This window comes from Streptomyces sp. NPDC048389, from assembly GCF_040706335.1.
Lineage (GTDB): Bacteria > Actinomycetota > Actinomycetes > Streptomycetales > Streptomycetaceae > Streptomyces.
Genome location: NZ_JBEZKP010000055.1, coordinates 1 through 19,506, shown reverse-complemented (window position 1 = coordinate 19,506; position 19,506 = coordinate 1). Strand labels below are relative to the sequence as shown.

Here is a 19,506-nt window from a genome sequence, read left to right as displayed (position 1 = left end):
GGCGGTGTTTTCAACTTCTTCTTCAACGAGCCAGTGATACCGACGTCCCGCGAGGTAGACCTAGCCTCCGGACCATGGAAATGATCGGCGGAAACGACGTGACATCGAGGGAACGGCCGGGATGGGATCACAAGCGGCTGCGTGAGCAACGCGATGCTCATGGGCTCACCCTGGAGCAGGCCGGTGAGGAAGTACGGAAGATCGGGGAGCTCTTGAAGCTCTCGCCGCCGATCCAGGGGAACTTCCAGACGGTGTTCACCCACGAGACGAGGAAGAGCTACCCGGATCCGCGGTACCAGCGGGCGTACTGCGCGCTCTACAACGCGACGCCCTGGGAGCTCGGCTTTCGTCACAAGCTCCCCCATGAGGAGACGAGTCCTCAGCTCCCGCAGATCACTCCACAGCACGACCTGGTGAACGGCGCGCACGTCCAAGCTGTGGAGTCCGCGCTGCTCCAGATCGATGCGGCCGGGTCAGTTGACCATCACGGACTGCGGCACCGGATCATGGATGCGTGGCGCCGCCGGCATACCGGTGGTGATCCCCACCGGCCTCATCTGGTGCTGGTCGGCGGGTACGCGGGGAGCGGGAAGAGCGAGCTGGCGGAGTTCATCAGCCATATCACCGGCTGGCCTCGGCTCGACAAAGACTCACTGACCCGGCCACTGGTAGAAGCCCTACTGACTGCGCACGGCGGTGATCCGCACGACCGGCACACTCCGCTCTACCTGGAGAAAGCCCGGGATGCGGAGTACCAGTGCCTGATGGAGTCGGCGTACGACAACATCAAGGCCGGCATCTCCACGGTGCTCGATGCCCCGTTCCTCAAGGAGCTCTCCGACCCGGCCTGGATGCAGCGGCTGGCCAACAAGTGCCGCTCTTTCGGAGTTGAGCTCTCGGTGATCTGGGTGCGGTGCGACCACGACAGCATGCGGGAGTACATCACCCTGCGGTCCGCAGCCCGGGATGCCTGGAAGCTCGCCAACTGGGACGAGTACACCAAGGGCATCGACGAGAGCTTCCGCCCCAAGGTCGATCACTTCGTCGTCGACAACCGCCTCGGGAACGCCGTCTCCCTCACCGACCAGGCAAAGCTCGCCCTCGGAAGGATGTACGCATGATCACCGCCCCGATCCCCCGCGCCGTGATCCTGTACGGCCCGCCCGCGGCCGGGAAGGACACCGTGACCCGGGCACTGTCCGAGTGCGATCCCTCGTACGCGTTGTTCCAGCGACTCAAGGTCGGCTCCGGGAAGACGTCGGGCTATCGGATGGGCAGCGCGGAGCAGCTGGCCGCGCTTGAGGACGCGGGTGACGTCATCTACGCGAACTCCCGGTACGGAAACACGTACGCAGTCGACAAGCCGGGCCTGGACGACATGGTTGCGGCCGGCCTCGTGCCTGTGCTGCATCTGGGGCAGATCCAGGGAGTGCGCGCAGTGGTCGAGGCGTACCCGGCGCGGTGGACAACAGTGTTGCTGTGGTGCAGCCAGGAGGAGACCAAGGCGCGGTCGGCCGGTCGTGGCGACTCGGACACCGAGGCCCGACTCAAGGCATGGCAGGCGACCCAGGATGACGTCACCGCGCATCCAGATCAGGTGTGGGACCTGACGGTGCCGACCGGCTCCTACTCCCCCGAAGTCGTCGCTGACCGCGTACGGCGCGCCTCTGACCCCGGCGCGAGCCCGGCTTAGTCTGCCGATCGGCGCAGTTGCTCCAGCGCCTGGTCCACGTTCATGCGGCCGTCGTCCTTGACCTGCTTCCAGCGGGCGAGGGCGGCGGCCGCGGCGCGCAGCATCTCGTCAGGTAGTCCAGCGTCGCTGAGCATGTCCGCGGCCTCAATGAGCTCCGGTCCCCAGCGCCAGGCTCTCGCGGCCGTCTTCGGGATGTAGTCAGTCTCGGTGAGGTACGAGCCAGGCCGCTTGCCCGCGATGTCGAGCAGTTCCTGGTCAACGCCGTGCTCAGCAGCAAGTCCGTACGAGACGGCAGCCAGGACCCGGCTCGCCTTCTGGTAGGCGCTGTACGAGAGCTTGAGCGCGGATGCCTGCCCGACTTGATCTCCCAGCACCCGGGTCTGTACGTCCGTGGCGGCGAACGCCTCGCGCACGGCATCGGTGCCGGCCGGACCCGAGAGGTAGAGCGTCGGCTGCTTTCCTCCCCTGGGCGGGGAGCCGACGATCCCGGCGTCGATGACCGTGGACGCGGGGAGGGAGGCAGCAATCCGGCGGGCCTTCTGCGGAGTGATCGCGTTGGCTTCGACCCAGGTTCCGCCGTACCCGGACGCGCTGCGGGCGACGTGTTCGGCGAAGGCCGGCGGGCAGATGCTCAGCACGAGCTCAGCTTCACCCAGAAGCGCTGTGAGGTCGTCGATCGCGTCCAGCCCTGCGGCGGTGGCGCGGTCGATAGTCGACTCCGAGCGGCCTGTGGGGCACCACAGCACTCGGTGCCCCTTGCGGACCAGCTGGCCGCCGACGGCCGCGCCCATGGACCCAGGGTGCAGGAGGCCTATGGTGGTCACTGGTCCCTCCCCGCGAGCAGCAGCGTGATGGCCTGAGTGACGTCGTCGACGGCATGGTGCGGTGTGGGCAGATCATCGGGCCAGGGGCGTCCGCGTAGCCAGATGGTGCGTAGTCCGGCTTGGAGGGCGCCGCCGATGTCTCCGGCCGGGTTGTCGCCGACCATCCAGGCCCGTGCCGATGGGGCGCCGCCGCAGCGAGCGACAGCGACGTGGAAGGCGTCCGGTTCAGGCTTGCGGGCGCCGATCTCTTCCGAGATCACGATGGCGTCGACCGCATCGGTGAATCCTGCGGCGGCAACTTTGGCCCGCTGGATGTCGGCCGCGCCGTTGGTGAGGATGCACAGGCTCCATCCGGCGCTGCGCAGCTGCTCCAGGCCCTCGATGACGTCCTGCCGCCGGGGTACACCGGCAGCGATTCCGGTGACGTACTCGTCCCAGAGCTGTGCAGCCGGCGCTTCGAGCGCGAGCTCCTGGCGGAGCCGCTCGAAGGTGGCCGGGTAGGCGCGCTTGCAGAGCACGTCAAGGAGACGTTGCTCGGCTCCCTCTTCCAGGTCGTGGTCCCGAGAGAAGTCGGCCGCCCATGCGGCCAGTGCCCACTGGCGGTTGATGAGGGTGTTGTCGAGGTCAAAGAGGGCGATGGTCACGCCGACCGACCTTAGCCTCCGCGCAAAATTCGAGGGGCAACGCGGGAAGGGAGCCGGTCCTCGGTACGCTCGCCGCATGCTCATCGCGCACGTAAGTCCCAGGACCATGGGCAAGACCACCAACGCGGCGTTCCTGGCCCATGCCATGCACGAGCGCGGCTATCCGATCATCGGCTTCGACGCCGACCACTCCCGCCAGTTCCAGAAGTGGGACGAGAAGGCGAACTTCCCGTTCACGGTGCTCGGCGCGGCGACACCGCTCTTCCACACGAAGATGCCGGCCATGGTTCCCGAGGGGCACTTCGGCATGATCGACTGCGGCCACGCCGAAGACCACATGGACGTCACGTCGTCCGTGCTGCGATGCGCGGATATCGCGATCGTCAACAGCTCGCCGTCGACCGGCGATCTCCATCGCATCCGGGACCTGCCGATGCGCAAGGTGATCGACGACGTCGTGCCGCTGCGCGTGGACTCCAAGCCGCCTGAGACCTGGGTGCTGCTGAACCGTGTGCCGACTCAGCCGAACGCCAATGCGGTACCCGACGCCCGCAAGTGGTTCGCCAAGAGGAAGTGGAACGTGTTCACCACCACGGTCCCCTTCGTCCAGCAGTACTCGCAGGCGATGCCCTTTCCGGTGAAGGCCGCCGGTACACATCTGGACCAGCTGGTCACCGAGATGAAGGACAGGGGCCTGCTCCCGTGAGCCGCCGCAACAGCATCGCCGACCTCGATGACGACGACCTTCTCGAAGAGGAAGGCGGCGAGGGCGGGGCTCCCGTCGGCCCGCAACACGTCCCCGCGGTTCCCGAGCCGGTCGTCATCGCGCAGGGCCGACCGCGGCCGGCCCTGCGCCTGGCGGATCTGCCGGAGCCGGAAGAGGTTGACGCCAGCGGCCCTCTCTCGGCTGAGGAAGAGGACCTCTACAGCCTCTGCATGCGAGGCGTGGAAGAGTTCAAGACCGCCTGGTGGGTCCTGGGCAAGTCGATGGCCAACATGAACTCCAGGCACCTCTACCGAAAGACGCATCCGACCTTCGAGGCGTGGGTCAGGGACACCTTGGGCAAGTCGCGGGCGACGGCGTACGAGGAGATGACCGCGTACGTGGTCGGGGAGCTCGTGTCTGCACGTGCAGACAAAGCGTTCGAAGATAATTCGAACGATGTGTCTGCACGTGCAGACATCCCCTTCATTGGCAAGAAGGCCGCCAGCGCCTTGAACGGCATCACCAAGGACTACGGCGCGGAAATGTCGGTCGCGGTGATCGAGACCATCGAGGACGCCACCGGCAAGAAGGTTCCGGTCAAGGCCTTGACTGGCATCGTCCAGCAGCTTCCTCGCAAGGAAGAGAAGGTACTGACCGAGGAGGAGCTGACAGCACTGGCACGCGAACTCGCAGCCAGCCAGGCCGGGAAGCCTCAGTCCGCGGAAGGGGCCCCGAACGGCAAGGACGAGAGTCCCAGCGCCTCCCCCGCGTTGGCCGGCCTTCGCACTGCGGTCAGCCAGCTTGAGGCAGCGCACCGCGCTCTCGCCCCAGCGAAGGTCAAACTTGCACTGGAAGAGGCACCCGAAGAAGCCGCCAGGCTCTTGGCCGAGGCAGAGGACATGTCAACTAAAGCGACGAACCGGGCTCGCCAGCGATGAGGCCAGATGCCTGGGCATGACTCGGGATGACTGCCCAGTACCGATCATCGCTCCGAACAGCACACCCGCTCAGGACTACAAGAAGGTGGCCACGGCCCTCGGCTTCACCCACCGCACCTGACGTTTCCCGCGGGAAACGCGGAGGGGCGGCACCCTCACCGGGTGCCGCCCCTCCGCGTGGGTTCTTATTTATCAAGGCGACGCTGTACCACTTCGGCCATGGCTTCCAACGCCCTGAGATACGCCAGGCGATCCCATCCAAGAGGCTCTTTGTGCCCAAGCTCCCAATGCGAGAAGCGCAGCTTCGTGACGCCGAACACTGATGAGATCTTCTCTTGAGCAAGTCCGAAGGCGCGCCTGGTAGTAATCCGCCTTTCACGCTCCGGGAGACTCACCGCTGGTGCTTGGAACGGGTCCTCTTCCCTCTCTTGATTCCGCACGTTCGCGACTGCCTGCTGCAACCACAGGAGGTCATCGGTGCTAGGCGCGGGAAGCTTCGATGTGCCACGACTTGGAAGAACGAAGCCTGGCAGGACCGAGGGCGGTTCGGGTGCCCGTAGGTACTGCCAGCCTCCGTGCCTGTTGTACAAGGGCCGCCTTGTAGCAATCTCCGTCGCCTCCTGAAGCAGCGCCTCGGCCCTGCTGGGAAACCACTCGATCTCCCGAACGCGAACGTGCCGCCACCAGGGTTTGTCCCTTTTGTGGAATCGCCATCGCTTCGTTGGGTCTGATGCAACCCCGACATAGAGCAGCTGCTCATCCTCGTCGAAGAGTCGGTATAAAGCAGCGCTGTCCTCTCCGGCCACCTGCTACTCCTTGGCCTCAGCACGCTCCTTGAGGTTCTCCAGGAGCTGGATGTACTTCCTCCGGGTCTCCGCCTTGGGGTCGTACTCCCCGCGTTCCCACGCGCTGACCGTCAGGCGGTGCACGCCCAGCAGCTCCGCAACGTCCGACTGCTTCCATCCGACGGACTTGCGGATACGCCCCCTCTCCGCCGGTGCAGGCAGGTTGTCGGCCGGCGCCTTCACTGCCTGCTGCATCTCGCGGAACTTCGCCTCGATCGCCTCATTCAACATCTGGGCCTCCTTGTCGGGTTGCTTCGCCATCACACTACACCTAGACCCTTCATTCTAGACAACATCTGTGCTTAACTTCTTCTACGCGTAGTCATGAGACAACACGGGTGGCCGCTACTCGCCCTTAGCGTCTCAGCACCTTCCACCAGGGACAACAACCGGCATTACAAGCCGCACTACACGAAGGAGCACATCGTGGCCGCAGTCCCGCGTCAGGTTCGCAAGTTCATCGACCGTGCCTCGCTGGTGGCGGCGGCGCTGATCGGTCTGCTCGTCCTGTGGGCGGCCGGCCTTTCCCTGATGCCGCTGGTGGTGTTCCTGGTCGCCGGTGGCTTCGTCTACGGCGCCTGCCAGTACCTGGCGCTGCTCCTGCTCGGCAAGAAGACCCGCCGCTCCAACCGTCGCCCCGCCCGTCCCGCTGCCAAGCGCTGACGGCCGTACGAGAAGAGGAGAAGGACATGCTGAACCGAATTCGGGACCTGGTCACCGAGGTCAAGGGCCACAGCGAGATGAGCCGGGACATGGACCGGGCCATCGCGTCCGGCGACCGGGAGGCGATGTCGACCTTCCGGACCGGGACGTTCGCCGCCGCGCTGACCGACAAGGGCCGCGATGCACGGGGCGAGGAAGTCTCCGAGTACGCGCGGAAGGTCGTCGAGGCCGACGGAAACGGGGCCCGTTTCCACCGCACCTTCCCCCGCCGCGACCACACCTGACGGAGGTTGCCCGCGAACGCCCGGCCTGCCTGGCCGGGCGTTGGCGGAGAGCCGCTGGCAGTTCGGCCCGCAGTTCCGATCCGACGAGGGGGAGACGATGTCCTGGTACTGGTGGATGGTCCTCGGTGCGATGGCCCTGATGGGCGTGCGTGCGCTCTGGGTGAAGCTCCGGGAGATCATGCGGCCGACGCTGTCGTGCTCCTGGTGCGCGCGGTCGTCCGGGTTCCAGGTGACCGGCCACTCCTACGAGATGTGCCGCGGCCCGCACAGCGAGCGCATGGCGGAAGAGCAGAAGCGCGCCGACCGCCGGTTCCAGGAGGAGCGCCGCAAGGAGTACGCAGCGGCGCAGGCCGTCACGCAGGCGGAGAACCTCGCCCGGCAGTCGGCCCGGCTCCGGCTGCTCCAGGTCGGCACGATCACGACCAGGTCGACCTCGCGCGGCGACATCATCGACGTCTCCGGCTGGCAGTTCGACCTGTCGTCCGGCCCGAACGACCGCGGTGCCAGCAGCGCCACCACGAACACCTTCCGCACGACCGGCGCCCCGGAGAAGGTCCACGGCTGGACGCTCCAGGAGCTGCACGCCCTGGCCCACGGCGGCGCCTGCAACTGCGACGTGGTCCGCATGGCCAAGCACATCCGCCGCTGACCTCTCAGACCTTCCGCACCGGCTTCCTGTTGGGGGATTCCCGTGATCATCGAACGCGCCACCCTCGCCTTCATCACCGTCATCGCCGTCCTGGTCGGCGGATGGGCCGCCTGGTCCGCCGCACAGAGCGGGCACGACGCGCTCACCATCGGCTCGCTCGTGTACGGGGCGGTGGCCGGCCTTCTCGCCAAGGTCTTCGGCGGCAGTGCCATCGCCGTCGTCGTCCGGTCGCTCGCCCTGATTCTGGGTGGCGTGCTGGGCATCGTCGCGGCGCTGCTGCTCGGGAGCGGCGCCGGAATCCACCTGACCCCGACCACCACCTGACGCAGGCACAACCGACTTCGAAGGAGAACGTGATGGGATTGTTCGGATCGAGCGTGCAGGTCGCCTCGCACCGTATGGGCTGGGGCAAGCGCGACGTTCTGGAGCTCGTGCGGCTCCAGGCCCCGGTCGCCGTGAAGGTCGTGGAGCAGCACTTCGGGCGACGTCTGGAGCCGGTGCGGATCACGCTGACGACGCCGGACGGCATCGCGGAGCTGGCGTGCCGGGCTGAGTTCCAGTTCGCCCCGGAGCTGCCGGAGCGGGAGAAGGCCGACGGGTTACGGCTGTCGAGGAAGAACGCCCAGGACGTGGCGGGGCACGTCGTCCTCAACCCGCGGGGCCGGCGGGGAACGCTGATGTTCCTCAACGTGCGGTCCCCTGCGATGAAGAGCACGGAGGGCATCGCGACGGTGTTGGGGCACGAGCTCGTGCACTGCGACCAGTTGGGCCGCCGTGGTGTGCGCGAGCTGCTGATCGCCCACGCGCGGCACGAGTTCGAGGTGGAGCCGCTCGCCCCGTCCATGGCGGCGTCCTGCGAGCAGATGATCGAGCGCCACGAGGTGGAGGCGTACGGGCTCGAGGACGCGCTCGCCCGGCAGCTGCTGCGCGTGCTGTCCACGTCGGCGTGACCGACCTCCCTGATTCGACCTGAAGAGAAAGGAGGGAGCCGTTATGGCGAAGGACCGCGCGGCCAATCCCCCCAGGAACGAGTGCCGGCAGTGCTGGCGTCACGCCTACGACCCCTCGGTGCACCGGAAGCTCGGTCCTCGCGAGGACTGCAAGCCGTGCGTTGACCACATGGTCAACGGCCACCCCGCCGACATGATCGTCAGGTGATCGCCATGAAGCGGTCACTCTCGCGCTGGACTGGGTGGATCAGGAGGTGGAACGCGCCGGACACCGTGTCCCGGCCGCCTGCTCCGGTGGACCACCTGGCGGTGCTTCTGGCAGTCACGCCCGCGACGCCCCGGGTGGCCGCGGCCTCGCGGTCGACAGAGCCTCGCCCGCTGAAGTCGTACGAGCTGGCGTCCTGGCTGTGCCCGTGGTGCGAACAGCCGGCGGTGGAGGGGACGCACGCGTGGGAGGACCGCGGCCCGTTCCAGCTCCTCAGCAACCACACCTTCGTGTGCGGCGACGGTCACCGGTGGAGGAACAGCACCGACGGCGGCTGACCCGCACCCCCCCTTCCGGGGCTGCCACCGAGCGGCCTCATCCAGAGAGGAACTTCATGACCGGCACCGAGACCATCGAGACCATCCGCTTCACCGCCGACGTGGTGTGCATCCGAGGCGGTGACGTCCTGCTGATCGAGCGGGGCTGGCCGCCCCACAAGGGGCAGCTCGCGTTGCCGGGTGGCCATGTCGACCCCTTCGAGACCTCCCGTGTCGCTGCGGCGCGTGAGTTGCTGGAGGAAACCGGCGTCCGTGTCGCTGCCGAGGACCTGACCTTGGTCGGTGTCTACGACGCCCCCGACCGCGACCCGCGCGGCCGGTACGTCACCGCGGCGTACGCGGTCACGGTTCCTGCGAACACCACGGCCCAGGCCGGGGATGACGCGGTTGCCGTGCGGTGGGTACCGCTGGACACGCTGCACGGCGACCTCGCGTTCGACCACAACGAGATCCTGGCCGACGCCCGGCGGCAGCAGGTCGCAGCCGAGTCCTGATCACACGATGCGACCCATCGGCGGGCGTGCCGGTGGGGAGACTGAGCCGGGGACGGAAGGCCGGCCCCGGCCGGGGAGGAATCTGATGTTGACCAATCCGTCGATCCGCTGCCCTGAGTGTTCGGGGTTCGAGCTGACGGCCAGCTTTGTCACGTACGCGCACGGCGGCCGGGACGTCTCCTCTCTCACCTGCAACAGGTGCGGGTGCTGCTGGGAGGCGTGGGAGGCGCCGCAGTTCAGCGCCCCGAGCTACGCCCTCGCCTACGCCGGTGCGCCCAGCCTGGTGGACGAGGAGCTCGCCCTGGTGCTGCTCACCGAGGGCATCAAGGACCGCGCGACGGCCGCGCTCACCGGGCGGGGGCCCAAGGTCGAGAGCGGCTGCCACCGGCTGGTGCTCCTGCGTAAGGCCGCGTACCTGGACCGGGCGGCGCGGGAGATCGAGCTCGGCTGGTTCTGCGGTACGTATCCCGACCGGCTCCGTGGCGAGTACCCCGAGTGGCTCCTCAGCAGGAACCTGGACGGCGTCGTCGACGACGCGAGCACCAAGGCTGCGGTAGCGGGATTCGAGCTGCTGAAGTTCGACCTCGATCACGGGCGGGTGTACGTCGAAGGGCCCATCGGGCCCGGGTCGCCGGAGTGGGACATCGCCGGGGGCACCAGGGCGTACGCCAGGTCCGAGTACTGGGCCTGGCAGCAGGTGAACCGCGAGGCGGGCGACCGTGCCCAGGTCGAGCCGCGGCGCGGTACGGACAGCGAGGGGGAGGCGCTGTGAGCGGTGTTCCGCAGCCGTCCCCGGACGACATGACGCTGGGGATGCTGGTCGCCCTGCTCATGCAGCTGGGCGGCTCCTACGATCTGCCCGCCGACGCCTTCTCCCCCGACGCCCTGGGCACCCAGGACGGGCACCTGCACGCCGTGGAGCTCACTCCGCTCGACAGCGGGCAGCTGCGCCTCCTGGTCGTGCCGCGCCCGGCAGGCTTCACCGGCGGGGTCCACATCAGCGACGCGGGGGAGGGGTGAGCGCCGTGCGGGAGCCGGTCGTCCGGCCTGGCCTGGCGGCGCTGGCCGCCGTCGCTGCGGCGGCCGTCCTCGGGGGCGGTCGCTACCCGCTGTACGTGGACGTCACCGGGCCTTCGAAGAGTGCAGCCGCGTTTCGAGTGGCGAGGATGCACGGGTACTTCTCGATGTTGCTGCGGCCGTCTGGGAGTCCGGGGGAAAGTAGCAGGGCTTCGGCCCCGGCACACGGTTGCTGTGTGCCGGGGCCGAGGCATGTCACGGCGGTAGCGATCAGGAGCAGAGTTGACTATCAGCGGCCAGGACACTCCTTTAGCTGTGGTGCGGGAGCGGATCAGAAGTCTCAGGGCCTCTGTTCGTGAGATCGAGCGAGACCTCGCATGGAAGAGGCGGCGTGTACGACTGTGCGGGACAGCACTGGCGCTGATGATTGTGTCCGTTCCGGCTCTCGTGGCGTGGCAGGCGGCGCTAGCCGATCACCGCAGTCTTCTCGTTGCCGGAAACGCTGTTCTGGCTTCGATGCTGATCGCGTCGGTGCTGTTCCTGCTGGTGGCGTTCATTGATCACTTGGTGAAGGCGCACAACTTTTTGGACGCTGGGCCTGCGAGTGTCCCGCCCCGGTACAAGCGACGCATGGCGGAGTTCCAAGAGCATCTGGAGACGGATCAGGAGTCTCTGCGACTGCTGAATGCTCTTGTTCAGGCTCCGTTGCGGGAGCGTAGGGGCCTGTATCGCGAGGAAGTGGCTGATGTCATTGCGCAGTATCAGCGGGAGAGTCGGAAGTACCGGCGGATCCACAACGGTGTCCAGTCGCTGGTGATGGTCGGGTCGACGACCATGACCACGCTGGCCGCGTTGGACTCCCGAGAATGGAACTGGCGGACCATTTTGGTGGTCTGCCTCGGGTTCAGCGTGACGCTGGCTACCGCGTTCAGCGGGTACTACAAGTACCGAGAGCGCAGCTACTCGTTGCGGCAGACTGCGGATGCCATCGAGGAGGAGGCCAACGCGCTCAGCTTGGGTGTCGGTGAGTACCTCGAGTTCACTCAGCAGCAGGAGGACGAGGCCCTGGCCAAGTTCACTCAGCGGGTCGAAGCGCTGCGTAACGAACAACGACGGCGTGAGCAGCAGCTCGATCAGCCAGCAGATCAGGCAAGTCCGCAGCCGCCTCCAGGCGTCTGACCAATCTCCGGCTAGTGGAGTCGAAGGACTTCAAGCGCTGGCCTGGTACCGGGCGATGTCAGCCCGGTGTGACGTTCCGTTGGAAACGCGTGTCCAAGCGTGGCTGTCTCCGAGATGATGGCCAAATGATTGTTCTTCCTCCTGTGCCGGGCAGAGTTGTCGGTCTGCCCCGAGACGAGCGTGGCTACCCTGTGCCGGCGGAGAACGCCTGGGTCAGAGGGAAGCCTCAGTTGGCGGTGCAGGATTTCAGAAGGTGCGGTTCTCTCTACGCCGATGCCCGCTGTGCTATCTGCGGCTTGCGATTCGCTGCCGGAGAGGTGCTGTACAGGTTGTTCGCCGAAGACGAGGTGGAGAAGACCCTTGCGGTCGGGGCATGTCAGCGTTTCGACGGACCCGGGCATCGTGACTGCATGCTGTTCTCCGCGGCGGTCTGCCCGTTCTTCATCTCCGCTGGGGCCCGCCGCGGGGGTGGGCATCCGGAGGTGGCGAAGGGAACAGCTCGTGGAGCGCGGGCTGCTCTGATGGGCTTTGAACGCGTGGAGATCGGCGTTGATCAGGATCCCCCGCATCGGGCGTCGTTCTCCTATCGGAACGTTGTGGAGAATTTGATGTTCGAGAAGGGGGAGCAGATGGCCTCCCTCCTTCCGGAGGACGATCCTGTTCCGACGGGACCAGCATCGGTGCGGTTCTACTGGAAGACCGAGCCTGAAGTGAAGCGGGCTTGGGCGGCTGCCTTGCGGCTGGCCCGAAAGCACGGGAGGACGCACACCTGGTGAATCTCAGGTCGCGACGCCAGCCCCACGGGGCCAGGACCTGGACGGGAGGGGGAGTCCTTCGGTGAATAGTGACGACCGTACGGTTCAGGCGATTCCCACCCGGTATGGGGGGTGCCGCTTCCGCTCGCGCCTCGAAGCCCGGTGGGCGGTGTTCTTCGATCACCTGGGGGTGGTCTGGCAGTACGAGCCGGAGGGCTTCGATCTCGGCTCGGGGCACTGGTATCTGCCGGACTTCTGGCTTCCCGACCTGCGTATCTGGTTGGAGGTCAAGGGGCACGGCGCATCGGACGGCATCGGGCTGTGGGAGCGGTTCGCACAGGCTGCGGATCCCCCGTCCGATGCGGACGTTGCGGGGGGCGTCGCGCCGGCGTTGTCTGTGCTGCCCGCTGCGTGGCGGGGGCGGGCGTTGCTCGCGTACGGCGACATTCCGCGCCCCGGGGACGCACGTCCCGGCGGGGTGTGGCCGGCGGCCAGCGAGGCGATGCTGGCTTCGACGGGCGACCCGTTCTTCCAGTGGTGCATCTGCCTGTCCTGTGGCCGGGTCGGTGCGGAGTTCGACGGCCGGTGGGAGCGGATCTGCTGCGGGCACAGCCTGGAGGGCGGCCCGGAGTCGAGTGCCGACCACCCCCGGCTGCTGGCGGCCTACCGGGCCGCGCGGGAGAAGTCGTTCGAGCACGAGCATCGGGAGCGGTGAGGACCACAGCTTGATGGTGGGGATCGGTGCCCGGGGCAGTTCGCTGCTCCGGGCACCTCGTGCGTTACCGGGAAGGTCGCACGCCGGGTGACGGTAAGGGGAGCGGCCTGGGGTTATCCGGCGAGAAGGGCGGACAGGGTCCGTTCTTCCCGGCGGCGGCCGAGCTTCTTGAGGTGCGCAGGGACCTGCTCCGCGAGGGGGCGCGGCATGTGCTGCGCGATGGCCTTGAGGAACTCGTCGATGGCGGTTGCGAGGCCGCGGGTCTTGTTGAGGGCGGCGACGAAGTGCGCGGCATGGAACGGGTCGGTGCGCAGGGCGATCGTCTTCAGGTACGCCTGGGCGCCGACGGTGTTGCCCTGTTGGAGCAGCAGTTTGACCAGGCTGGTGCCGGACTCGCCGCGACCGACCGCCCGGCGCAGGAGCGCGAAGAACGGGTCGTGGCCGTGCCATGCCGCGGTGGGGTAGGCCTGGAGGTCGGCAATGAGGTCGGCGAGGTGCGGGTCGTCCGTGGCGTCGTGGGTGCCGCCAGCCATCGTCAGCAAGCCGAGGCCTTCCTTGGGGAAGCTCGGCATGAGTGCGACGACCAGCGGAACGAGTTCGGTGTCGGGGTCGTCGGCCGCGGCGGTGATGAACGCGGCGGCTTCGTCTTCGGGAAGTTCCAGCGCCCGCCGGACGACATCTTCGGGTGTGGGCACCTGGCGGGTCCTCTGTTCGGTGGCGTCATGCCACAGGCCCAGGATCTTGCGGACCGTGTCGGCTGCGTGCTCGGGGCGGGGCTGGTCGACGCTCCAGGTGAGGTACTGGCGCACCAGGGATTCGAGTTTCTGCCAGTGCTGCGGGAGCACGGTGCCGTGCAGGATCTTGCTGATCCCTTCGTGGCTGATGGTGCCGGGTAAGTCGTTGCGGCCCTGGATCGTGTCGCTGGTCCGTTTGATGCCCGGCCGGCCTGCGTCGCGGTAGAGCTCGTGGAGGGCGAGGAGCAGCTGGCGGTGCGGTCCCTCGGGGACCCGGTTGGTGTCGGGCATGTCGATCGGCATACGGCCCCCTGGTTGACAGTTGTTGACAGCCCACAGCATGACGGCCGTTTCCCTCAACTGCTCTCAGTTCGGGTCGACTTGCGCTCTCCGGTACGGGAGGGACTTGAGGCTGGAAGGGCGGGAGCCGAGGGGTTCCTGTGCCGGGGAACCGGCCGGTGGTTGTGGAGGAGCTCTCGTGGCGCAGACCGACAAGCAGCAGTCCCGTTCCCGCGCGGTGGTCCGGACGGCGCTGTTCGCGTTTGTCCGTGGAGGGGCGATGGCGGCAGGCGGCTGCGCTGTCTCGGGGCTGGCCTGGCTGCTCCAGCACTTCGTCGGGTGACCGCCCGCCCGGCGCGTGTCTTTCCCCGGGGTGCTGCCGCTGGGGCCGACCCGCGTTTTTGCGGAGGTGGTGGGAACAGCGGTGAGCCCCGGTCCGCTGCGGCGGTTTCCGGGGCTCGTGGTGAGGTCGTTCCCACTGGGGGAGTTTTGGGGGATCGCTTGGTGTCGCTCTGCGCCTGGGGCGATCGTAGCGGGTGTGTCAAGTGTTCCTACTGCCTGCTCAGAAACGCCTCCCGGAGGGGAGCGCCGGTGCAGGAGGGATTCTGTGGGGTATCGCTGTACGCCGCTCTGCGCCTAGGGGCGATCCTATCCGACGTGTCAAGTGTTCCTAGTGGGGTTCATTTTTCGTGGGCCGGTTTCGGGGCTGTCCAGCGGCTTCGTGACCCTGTTTTCCCTGTTTCTCCCTGTAACGCGGTCGGGCGTGTCTTGACAACGCGGTCGGGCGTGTCGCGGGTTTCGGGGTGCGTTTCTTGCTGTTCCTGGTTCCCCCGGAACGTTTCGCGTGCTATTTCCGCTAGAAACATGCAGGTCAGATGGGGTGTTCCAGGTGTTCCCGGTGTTCCCACTCATCTGAACTCAAGTACGCGTACATGCGCGAGGAGCGAGGGCTCCCGAGAGGTCGAAGACTGCCGCGGCACTCTCTGGCGCTGAGGCCCGGACGCGTTTGTGCCCCCGGCTGGGAACCGGGGGCACGGCGACGCGGGGGAGGGGTGGCTGCGGCTCGTTATCCGGCGTTCGGCTGAGGACGGCTGGGGCAGTCGTCGGCGGGTGTCCAGTAGCAGCTCGGGGCGCGGCCCTGGCAGTAGGAGCAGATCTCCAGGGTGGAGGTCAGCGGGCGGCCGAAGGTCCAGCGCAGACAGGAGCGGGCCTGGAACGGCCCGCGTTCGGCGGGCCGGTGGTGGAGGGTGGGCAGCTGCGCCCAGCGGCGTTCGGCCGGTGTGCGGCCGGTGGTGGTGAGGCCGGGGGCTGCGGGGTGGAGCTCGAGCCAGTAGCGCAGCGGTTCGTTCTCCCGGCCGTCGACGAGACCGGGAGTGTCCAGCCGGGCCGCGAGGTCCTCCAGCCATTCGCCGGGCACGGCGGAGCGGGCGTGGCGGCGCTGTTCCCATTGGTCCATCGCTTCGGCGACGAGCATCGTCTCGGGGTAGACGATCGCCGGTGCTGCGCGGCGCCGGTGCCGTGTGAAGCCGACGGCTTCCTCCCGCTCACGCCATCTTTCGTGGGCGACCTGACGGTTGACCCACCACCACAGGGCGACCTGGTGGGCGTCGGCGACCAGGGCGTCGCCGACTGCGCCCAGACGGTGGTCGAAGGCCCGGTGACGCAGCAGAGCACGGCTGAGTTCGGGAGCCGGCCCGGTGTCCAGGAGGTATCCGCCGTCGTCGCCGCCCATCCAGCGCCGTCCGCACGGGCAGGGTCGCCACCGGTGGCCACCTGCCACCAGCCGCGCCCCGTCCTCCATGCACAGCGGGCATGCTGCGAGCGGACCGGCACCGAGTTCGTCCGGCCATGGCTCCAGGCGTACGGCGGCGGCCTGCGTGCCCAGGAGGTGCGGGGCGCGGGTATTCGGCAGCGCACGTTGGATCTGCTCGGCCGGGCGGCCGGTGAGGACGGCCAGGCGGTCGGCGGCCTCCGTGCTCAGAAACGCCTCGTGCCGCTGCGGGCGCGGTTCGTCCTTCGGGAGGGTGAGGCGGCCGCGGTGCAGTGTTTTGAGGAGCGGGGCCAGGTCCTGGCCGTTCGCCGTCGCGGTCCGGGTGAGGAAGGAGAGCGTGGTCTCGCCCGGGATGAGCGGGACGCGGATCGGGAGGTCTGCCGGATTGAGCGGCTTGTTGGTGCTGCGGGCTCGGGTGGGCGAGCCGGTAGTGCCCTGAGTCATGAGCAGACGGTGGCACACCCGGCCTGTGGACAGCGGGGTGGAAGACGCCGGGGTGCCGGTGGAGGAGGGGGATGGCGATGTAGCTCTGCGGGAGAGGCCGGACGGCTGCCAGAGTGATCCGTAGGACCGTAGTGACGGTTCGTTGACTTCGTTCCAGGGGGTTGTCTTGAGCTTGGGCCACTACGTATCCCGCTCCGGCCGCTACGTGCCGGGGAGGAGGCCGCCGGGGTCACCGGGTGCTTCGGCGGGGGTGTTAGCCGTTCTGGCTGTCGGCTTCCTCGTCTTCGGCAGCCAGGACGGCAAGGGGGACCGCGGGGTGGATGCCGTCGTGCCCTGGTGGCTGTGGGTCGTTGTTGGTGTGGTCATGGTGGTCGTCGGCGCGGTCGGGTGCTTCTACCTCTGGACTCGTGCCCGTCGGGAGAGCACCGATCTCAAGGCGGCTGAGGAAGCCGCGGAGAGACAGCGGGAGCTGGATGCCCAGAAGCTCACCGACCTGAAGACGGTCACTCCGCTGGCGACGCTGTTGGAGCTGAACCAGACGCAGATCGACGAGTACCACCGGATCGCGACGGATCAGGCGGACCGGTCCTTCCGGTCCTCCCAGCGGGCCATGGGCATCGGCCTGATGGTGATCGTGGGCTGTTTCGTCGCCGGGCTCTACTTCGACAGCATGCAGACCAAGATTTTCGTGGCGTCGATCGCGGGGGTCGCCGCGGCGCTCTCCGCTTTCTTGAACCGCACCTACTTGCAGATGTACGGGCAGACCCTCGGTCAGCTCAACCGGTACTTCGAGCAGCCGGTGCTGACCGGGTACTACCTGACCGCTGAGCGTCTGGCCCTCAACCTGAAGGACGACCCCGAGAGCGAGATGCGGCGCCGCATCATCGATCAGGTCCTGGGGGCCAGCGCCCGGATGAACGGTGCTGTGGAGCCTGCGGAAGAACCGCCGGCCCAGCCCCGGCGGCGGAAGAGGAAGGCGGCCGTCCCCGCCCAGGCCTCCCAGTAGCTCCCGCCCACTGATGCCCGGCAGCCGTTGAGGCTGCCGGGCATCAGTGCGTTCCGCGACGCGGGGGACGGGCGCCTCACCCCCTCCCACACGACGGTGCCCGCCCCTTCGGGAGGGGCGGGCACCGTCGCAGCAAGACGCGGGGAAGGGGTCAGGGTGCGGCCGGCTGCACGAGAGCGTCGGCCCGTCCGGCCATGTACGTCACCGCCGCGCCCGGCACCTCGCGGGAAGGAACCGGTCCGATCACCGAGTTCCGGTCGACCACACCCTCGTCCGCGAGAACGTCCGCCAGGAGCTCTCCGGCCGCCGCCGGGCCCGTCACCGCCACCCTCACGTCGTACGCCCCCCAGAGCCGCTCTTGGCCCGCATCCCGGCGGCTCTGCTCGCTGCTCCCATCCCGGCCGGGGTGCTCAGTCGACGCCATCCTCGTCAGCAGCAGGTGGAGCCGGTCCGCCGTGGCCGGCTCCCATCCGCTGAGCAGTTCACCGGTCGCCGGATCGAGTTCGCCGCGCCACTGCGCCACCAGGTCCTTCATCTGCCCCTGCCACCCGTCCCACGGCGCGCCCGTCACCAGCATCGGCACCTGCTGAAGCTCCAGCGGATGCCCCAGAGCCTTGAGCCGGTCCGTGACGAGCCTCAGCGAGTCCACTGCCCACACCAGCACCCGGCGCCCTCCCAGCATCTTCCGCAGCTTCCTGACGCCTTCCTCGGCGGGCACGGCGTCCGGCCGCGCACCCTCGGTCCGCGGCCCCGCCAGCTTCACGACGACGTCGACCAGCCGCTTCCCCTTCGCGTCGACCACGTGGACCCGGGCAGCCAGCGGCGGCCGTACCCGGCCGGAGTCAGTACGGCCGCCGTTCTGCACCTCCACCCACACCACGGCCAGCGCCTCGTCCGCCAGGCGCTCCCGTGCCCAGCTCGCCAGCACCGCCCGGCGCTCGCCCAGCCGGAGCTGGAAGTCGACCAACTTGGCGATGCGCCAGCACATCGCGCACAGGTGCCGGCCTTCCCGCGGCTGGAGCGGCTGCTGGCAGTTCGCCCCGCAGTCCGTGCACACCCTCACCGTTGCCGTACGACGGCTGTCGGCGGACGTCAGCTGCCCGCCGGACGCCTTCGTCGGCACCGACTCAGCCACGGAGTACAGCGGGATGCTGATCTCCTTGTCCCGGAAGTCCCGGCCCGGCACGTAGCCGCGCACCGGGCCCGCCGGCTCCCTGGGAAGGTCCGCCTTCGCCATCTGAGTCTTCGACGCCATCAACCACGGCACCTCGCTCCAGCTGCCGTACCAGACCGGTTCGGCCATCGGCTTCTGCTCCTCCGTCAGCTGCTGCTCCGTCACGATGCGTCGCCTCCACGAGGGTTGAGCGGCGACTCCGGCATCGCCGTCTCCTGTAGGGAAGGTAGCCGCCCAAGGAGTGCCGCGCAACCACGACAGGGCTCTGACCAGCTATTTTGTAGTTTGCAAACCAGCACGCAAGGCCGCTGCGGCTTCGATCCCCCGCTCCAGGCCACCTCGCCACACATCACCGACTGTGGTCACCTGCTGAGCAAGGAGGGCATACTCCTGCAACGGCCCGTTCAGCTTCTTCGGGTCCGCGAAGTACCGCGCCGGGACCATCCCCGGGTGCCGGTCCCGCCAGTTCCTCAACAGCTCGATCGACTTCACCGAGGTGTGCCAGCAGGCCGCGTACGTCTTCCGAGCCAAGGGCTGGGGGAGCCGCAGCGGCACCGCCTTGGGATACCCGCCGTCCCGCGACCCGGGCCAGCGGCCCGGATCCATCGCCTCTTCCGGCACCGCCGGCCACCGCCGATCCCACCAGCCGCGGGCCCTCAACTCCAGTTCGATACCGTGTATGGCGAGCACGTCGATGGTGTCGAGCAGCTCGCCGGCCTTCCTCAGCCGGTCCAGCTCGCGCCGCCAGGCGGCCCGCACCTGCGCCGCATCCTGACGCGTCAGCCCCTTCACACTCCACCGCTGATCGCTCGCGAGTGTCGCCCGGTGCGCACGCTGCGCCTCAAGCTCTGCCGTCAGCCGCTCCCGTGTACCGAGCGAGACCTTCGCGGTCACCGGCGCCTTCCCCAACTTGTCCATGCGCCCATCTTGGCATTCCTAGTTTGCAAACCTCATCACGTCGCGGCGCGAAGCGACGCGGGGAGGGAGTCGCCCTCGATCGCGGCACGGCGCACGAGCCCGCCCCCGTGCCCCCTCCGTCGGCGCAACGCGCCGACGAGAACTCCGAACCCGCTTCGCGGCAAGCGGAGTTGACGACGCATCAGACGCGGGAGGGAGGCGCGGAGCGCGTCCCCGCGCTGCGGGGCGCAGCGCGCCCCGTTTCCCGCTCCGCGGCGCCCGCATCGGTAAAGTTCCGGTAA

At 68.1% G+C, this 19,506-nt stretch carries 27 protein-coding genes; 19 read left to right on the top strand and 8 right to left on the bottom strand.

Annotated elements, in window-relative coordinates; translation table 11 throughout:
• Positions 1 to 74: 74 nt before the first annotated feature.
• Together AB0903_RS28130 and AB0903_RS28125 are read left to right on the top strand one after the other, a co-directional pair.
• Entirely contained in the window at positions 75 to 1,121 is a 1,047-nt protein-coding gene (locus AB0903_RS28130) for an ATP-binding protein (protein WP_366707512.1), read from the top strand.
• Complete coding sequence (locus tag AB0903_RS28125) at positions 1,118 to 1,693, top strand: guanylate kinase (RefSeq protein WP_366707510.1); 576 nt, start codon at positions 1,118 to 1,120, stop codon at positions 1,691 to 1,693. The genes AB0903_RS28130 and AB0903_RS28125 overlap by 4 nt, the downstream gene beginning before the upstream one ends.
• On the opposite strand, the gene AB0903_RS28120 is transcribed toward AB0903_RS28125, so the two are convergent.
• Together AB0903_RS28120 and AB0903_RS28115 are read right to left on the bottom strand one after the other, a co-directional pair.
• The gene (locus AB0903_RS28120) at positions 1,690 to 2,517 is read right to left on the bottom strand and encodes a DUF1932 domain-containing protein (protein ID WP_366707508.1); all 828 of its coding nucleotides are present in this window, start codon (positions 2,515 to 2,517) and stop codon (positions 1,690 to 1,692) included. The two genes, AB0903_RS28125 and AB0903_RS28120, sit on opposite strands and share 4 nt — an antisense overlap.
• Positions 2,514 to 3,161: an HAD family hydrolase gene (locus AB0903_RS28115; RefSeq protein WP_366707506.1), complete on the bottom strand. Its 648-nt coding sequence runs from the start codon at positions 3,159 to 3,161 to the stop codon at positions 2,514 to 2,516. The genes AB0903_RS28120 and AB0903_RS28115 overlap by 4 nt, the downstream gene beginning before the upstream one ends.
• Positions 3,162 to 3,237: 76 nt before the next feature.
• Here AB0903_RS28115 and AB0903_RS28110 point away from each other — a divergent pair, with 76 nt between their 5' ends.
• Together AB0903_RS28110 and AB0903_RS28105 are read left to right on the top strand one after the other, a co-directional pair.
• The gene (locus AB0903_RS28110) at positions 3,238 to 3,867 is read left to right on the top strand and encodes a plasmid partition protein (RefSeq protein ID WP_366707504.1); all 630 of its coding nucleotides are present in this window, start codon (positions 3,238 to 3,240) and stop codon (positions 3,865 to 3,867) included.
• Positions 3,864 to 4,805: a hypothetical protein gene (locus AB0903_RS28105; protein ID WP_366707502.1), complete on the top strand. Its 942-nt coding sequence runs from the start codon at positions 3,864 to 3,866 to the stop codon at positions 4,803 to 4,805. The genes AB0903_RS28110 and AB0903_RS28105 overlap by 4 nt, the downstream gene beginning before the upstream one ends.
• Before the next feature lie 185 nt (positions 4,806 to 4,990).
• Here AB0903_RS28105 and AB0903_RS28100 read toward each other — a convergent pair whose 3' ends face one another.
• The gene (locus tag AB0903_RS28100; RefSeq protein WP_366707500.1) at positions 4,991 to 5,611 is read right to left on the bottom strand and encodes a GIY-YIG nuclease family protein; all 621 of its coding nucleotides are present in this window, start codon (positions 5,609 to 5,611) and stop codon (positions 4,991 to 4,993) included.
• Positions 5,612 to 5,614: 3 nt separating this feature from the next.
• The gene (locus AB0903_RS28095; RefSeq protein ID WP_366707498.1) at positions 5,615 to 5,911 is read right to left on the bottom strand and encodes a helix-turn-helix domain-containing protein; all 297 of its coding nucleotides are present in this window, start codon (positions 5,909 to 5,911) and stop codon (positions 5,615 to 5,617) included.
• A gap of 165 nt (positions 5,912 to 6,076) precedes the next feature.
• On the opposite strand from AB0903_RS28095, the gene AB0903_RS28090 reads away from it, so the two are divergent.
• The 13 genes from AB0903_RS28090 to AB0903_RS28030 all read left to right on the top strand — a co-directional run bounded on the left by AB0903_RS28090 (position 6,077) and on the right by AB0903_RS28030 (position 12,899).
• Positions 6,077 to 6,313, top strand: coding sequence for a hypothetical protein (locus AB0903_RS28090; RefSeq protein WP_366707496.1), 237 nt, complete (start codon positions 6,077 to 6,079; stop codon positions 6,311 to 6,313).
• Between the two features lie 26 nt (positions 6,314 to 6,339).
• Positions 6,340 to 6,597, top strand: coding sequence for a hypothetical protein (locus AB0903_RS28085; protein WP_366707494.1), 258 nt, complete (start codon positions 6,340 to 6,342; stop codon positions 6,595 to 6,597).
• A gap of 97 nt (positions 6,598 to 6,694) precedes the next feature.
• On the top strand, positions 6,695 to 7,246 hold the full coding sequence (locus AB0903_RS28080) for a hypothetical protein (protein WP_366707492.1): 552 nt from the start codon (positions 6,695 to 6,697) through the stop codon (positions 7,244 to 7,246).
• A 42-nt stretch (positions 7,247 to 7,288) separates the two neighbouring features.
• Positions 7,289 to 7,570: a hypothetical protein gene (locus AB0903_RS28075; protein WP_366707490.1), complete on the top strand. Its 282-nt coding sequence runs from the start codon at positions 7,289 to 7,291 to the stop codon at positions 7,568 to 7,570.
• 32 nt (positions 7,571 to 7,602) lie between these two features.
• Complete coding sequence (locus tag AB0903_RS28070; protein WP_366707488.1) at positions 7,603 to 8,196, top strand: hypothetical protein; 594 nt, start codon at positions 7,603 to 7,605, stop codon at positions 8,194 to 8,196.
• A gap of 43 nt (positions 8,197 to 8,239) precedes the next feature.
• Positions 8,240 to 8,404, top strand: a complete 165-nt coding sequence (locus tag AB0903_RS28065) for a pRL2-8 (protein ID WP_366707486.1) — start codon at positions 8,240 to 8,242, stop codon at positions 8,402 to 8,404.
• A 5-nt stretch (positions 8,405 to 8,409) separates the two neighbouring features.
• Positions 8,410 to 8,739 (top strand): hypothetical protein, encoded by a 330-nt coding sequence (locus AB0903_RS28060; RefSeq protein WP_366707484.1) that lies wholly within the window; start codon positions 8,410 to 8,412, stop codon positions 8,737 to 8,739.
• 56 nt (positions 8,740 to 8,795) lie between these two features.
• Complete coding sequence (locus AB0903_RS28055; RefSeq protein WP_366707482.1) at positions 8,796 to 9,233, top strand: NUDIX hydrolase; 438 nt, start codon at positions 8,796 to 8,798, stop codon at positions 9,231 to 9,233.
• A gap of 85 nt (positions 9,234 to 9,318) precedes the next feature.
• A complete protein-coding gene (locus AB0903_RS28050) occupies positions 9,319 to 10,005 on the top strand; it encodes a hypothetical protein (RefSeq protein WP_366707480.1) in 687 nt (228 codons plus the stop codon).
• A complete protein-coding gene (locus AB0903_RS28045) occupies positions 10,002 to 10,253 on the top strand; it encodes a pRL2-19 (RefSeq protein ID WP_366707478.1) in 252 nt (83 codons plus the stop codon). The genes AB0903_RS28050 and AB0903_RS28045 overlap by 4 nt, the downstream gene beginning before the upstream one ends.
• 279 nt (positions 10,254 to 10,532) lie before the next feature.
• Positions 10,533 to 11,429 carry a DUF4231 domain-containing protein gene (locus AB0903_RS28040; protein WP_366707476.1) on the top strand — a complete coding sequence of 299 codons (897 nt, stop codon included), beginning with the start codon at positions 10,533 to 10,535 and terminating at the stop codon, positions 11,427 to 11,429.
• Positions 11,430 to 11,554: 125 nt separating this feature from the next.
• On the top strand, positions 11,555 to 12,205 hold the full coding sequence (locus AB0903_RS28035) for a hypothetical protein (protein ID WP_366707474.1): 651 nt from the start codon (positions 11,555 to 11,557) through the stop codon (positions 12,203 to 12,205).
• A gap of 148 nt (positions 12,206 to 12,353) precedes the next feature.
• Positions 12,354 to 12,899: a hypothetical protein gene (locus tag AB0903_RS28030; RefSeq protein WP_366707472.1), complete on the top strand. Its 546-nt coding sequence runs from the start codon at positions 12,354 to 12,356 to the stop codon at positions 12,897 to 12,899.
• A gap of 113 nt (positions 12,900 to 13,012) precedes the next feature.
• On the opposite strand, the gene AB0903_RS28025 is transcribed toward AB0903_RS28030, so the two are convergent.
• On the bottom strand, positions 13,013 to 13,936 hold the full coding sequence (locus tag AB0903_RS28025) for a hypothetical protein (RefSeq protein ID WP_366707470.1): 924 nt from the start codon (positions 13,934 to 13,936) through the stop codon (positions 13,013 to 13,015).
• Positions 13,937 to 14,111: 175 nt separating this feature from the next.
• Between AB0903_RS28025 and AB0903_RS28020 the strand changes: the two genes are divergently transcribed.
• Positions 14,112 to 14,255 carry a hypothetical protein gene (locus AB0903_RS28020; protein WP_366707468.1) on the top strand — a complete coding sequence of 48 codons (144 nt, stop codon included), beginning with the start codon at positions 14,112 to 14,114 and terminating at the stop codon, positions 14,253 to 14,255.
• Positions 14,256 to 14,978: 723 nt separating this feature from the next.
• Here AB0903_RS28020 and AB0903_RS28015 read toward each other — a convergent pair.
• The gene (locus AB0903_RS28015) at positions 14,979 to 16,127 is read right to left on the bottom strand and encodes a TniQ family protein (RefSeq protein WP_366707466.1); all 1,149 of its coding nucleotides are present in this window, start codon (positions 16,125 to 16,127) and stop codon (positions 14,979 to 14,981) included.
• A 250-nt stretch (positions 16,128 to 16,377) separates the two neighbouring features.
• On the opposite strand from AB0903_RS28015, the gene AB0903_RS28010 reads away from it, so the two are divergent.
• Positions 16,378 to 17,133 (top strand): hypothetical protein, encoded by a 756-nt coding sequence (locus AB0903_RS28010; protein WP_366707464.1) that lies wholly within the window; start codon positions 16,378 to 16,380, stop codon positions 17,131 to 17,133.
• Between the two features lie 151 nt (positions 17,134 to 17,284).
• On the opposite strand, the gene AB0903_RS28005 is transcribed toward AB0903_RS28010, so the two are convergent.
• Together AB0903_RS28005 and AB0903_RS28000 are read right to left on the bottom strand one after the other, a co-directional pair.
• Positions 17,285 to 18,472, bottom strand: a complete 1,188-nt coding sequence (locus tag AB0903_RS28005; RefSeq protein ID WP_366707463.1) for a hypothetical protein — start codon at positions 18,470 to 18,472, stop codon at positions 17,285 to 17,287.
• 108 nt (positions 18,473 to 18,580) lie between these two features.
• Positions 18,581 to 19,225: a hypothetical protein gene (locus AB0903_RS28000; RefSeq protein ID WP_366707461.1), complete on the bottom strand. Its 645-nt coding sequence runs from the start codon at positions 19,223 to 19,225 to the stop codon at positions 18,581 to 18,583.
• Positions 19,226 to 19,506: the final 281 nt, after the last annotated feature.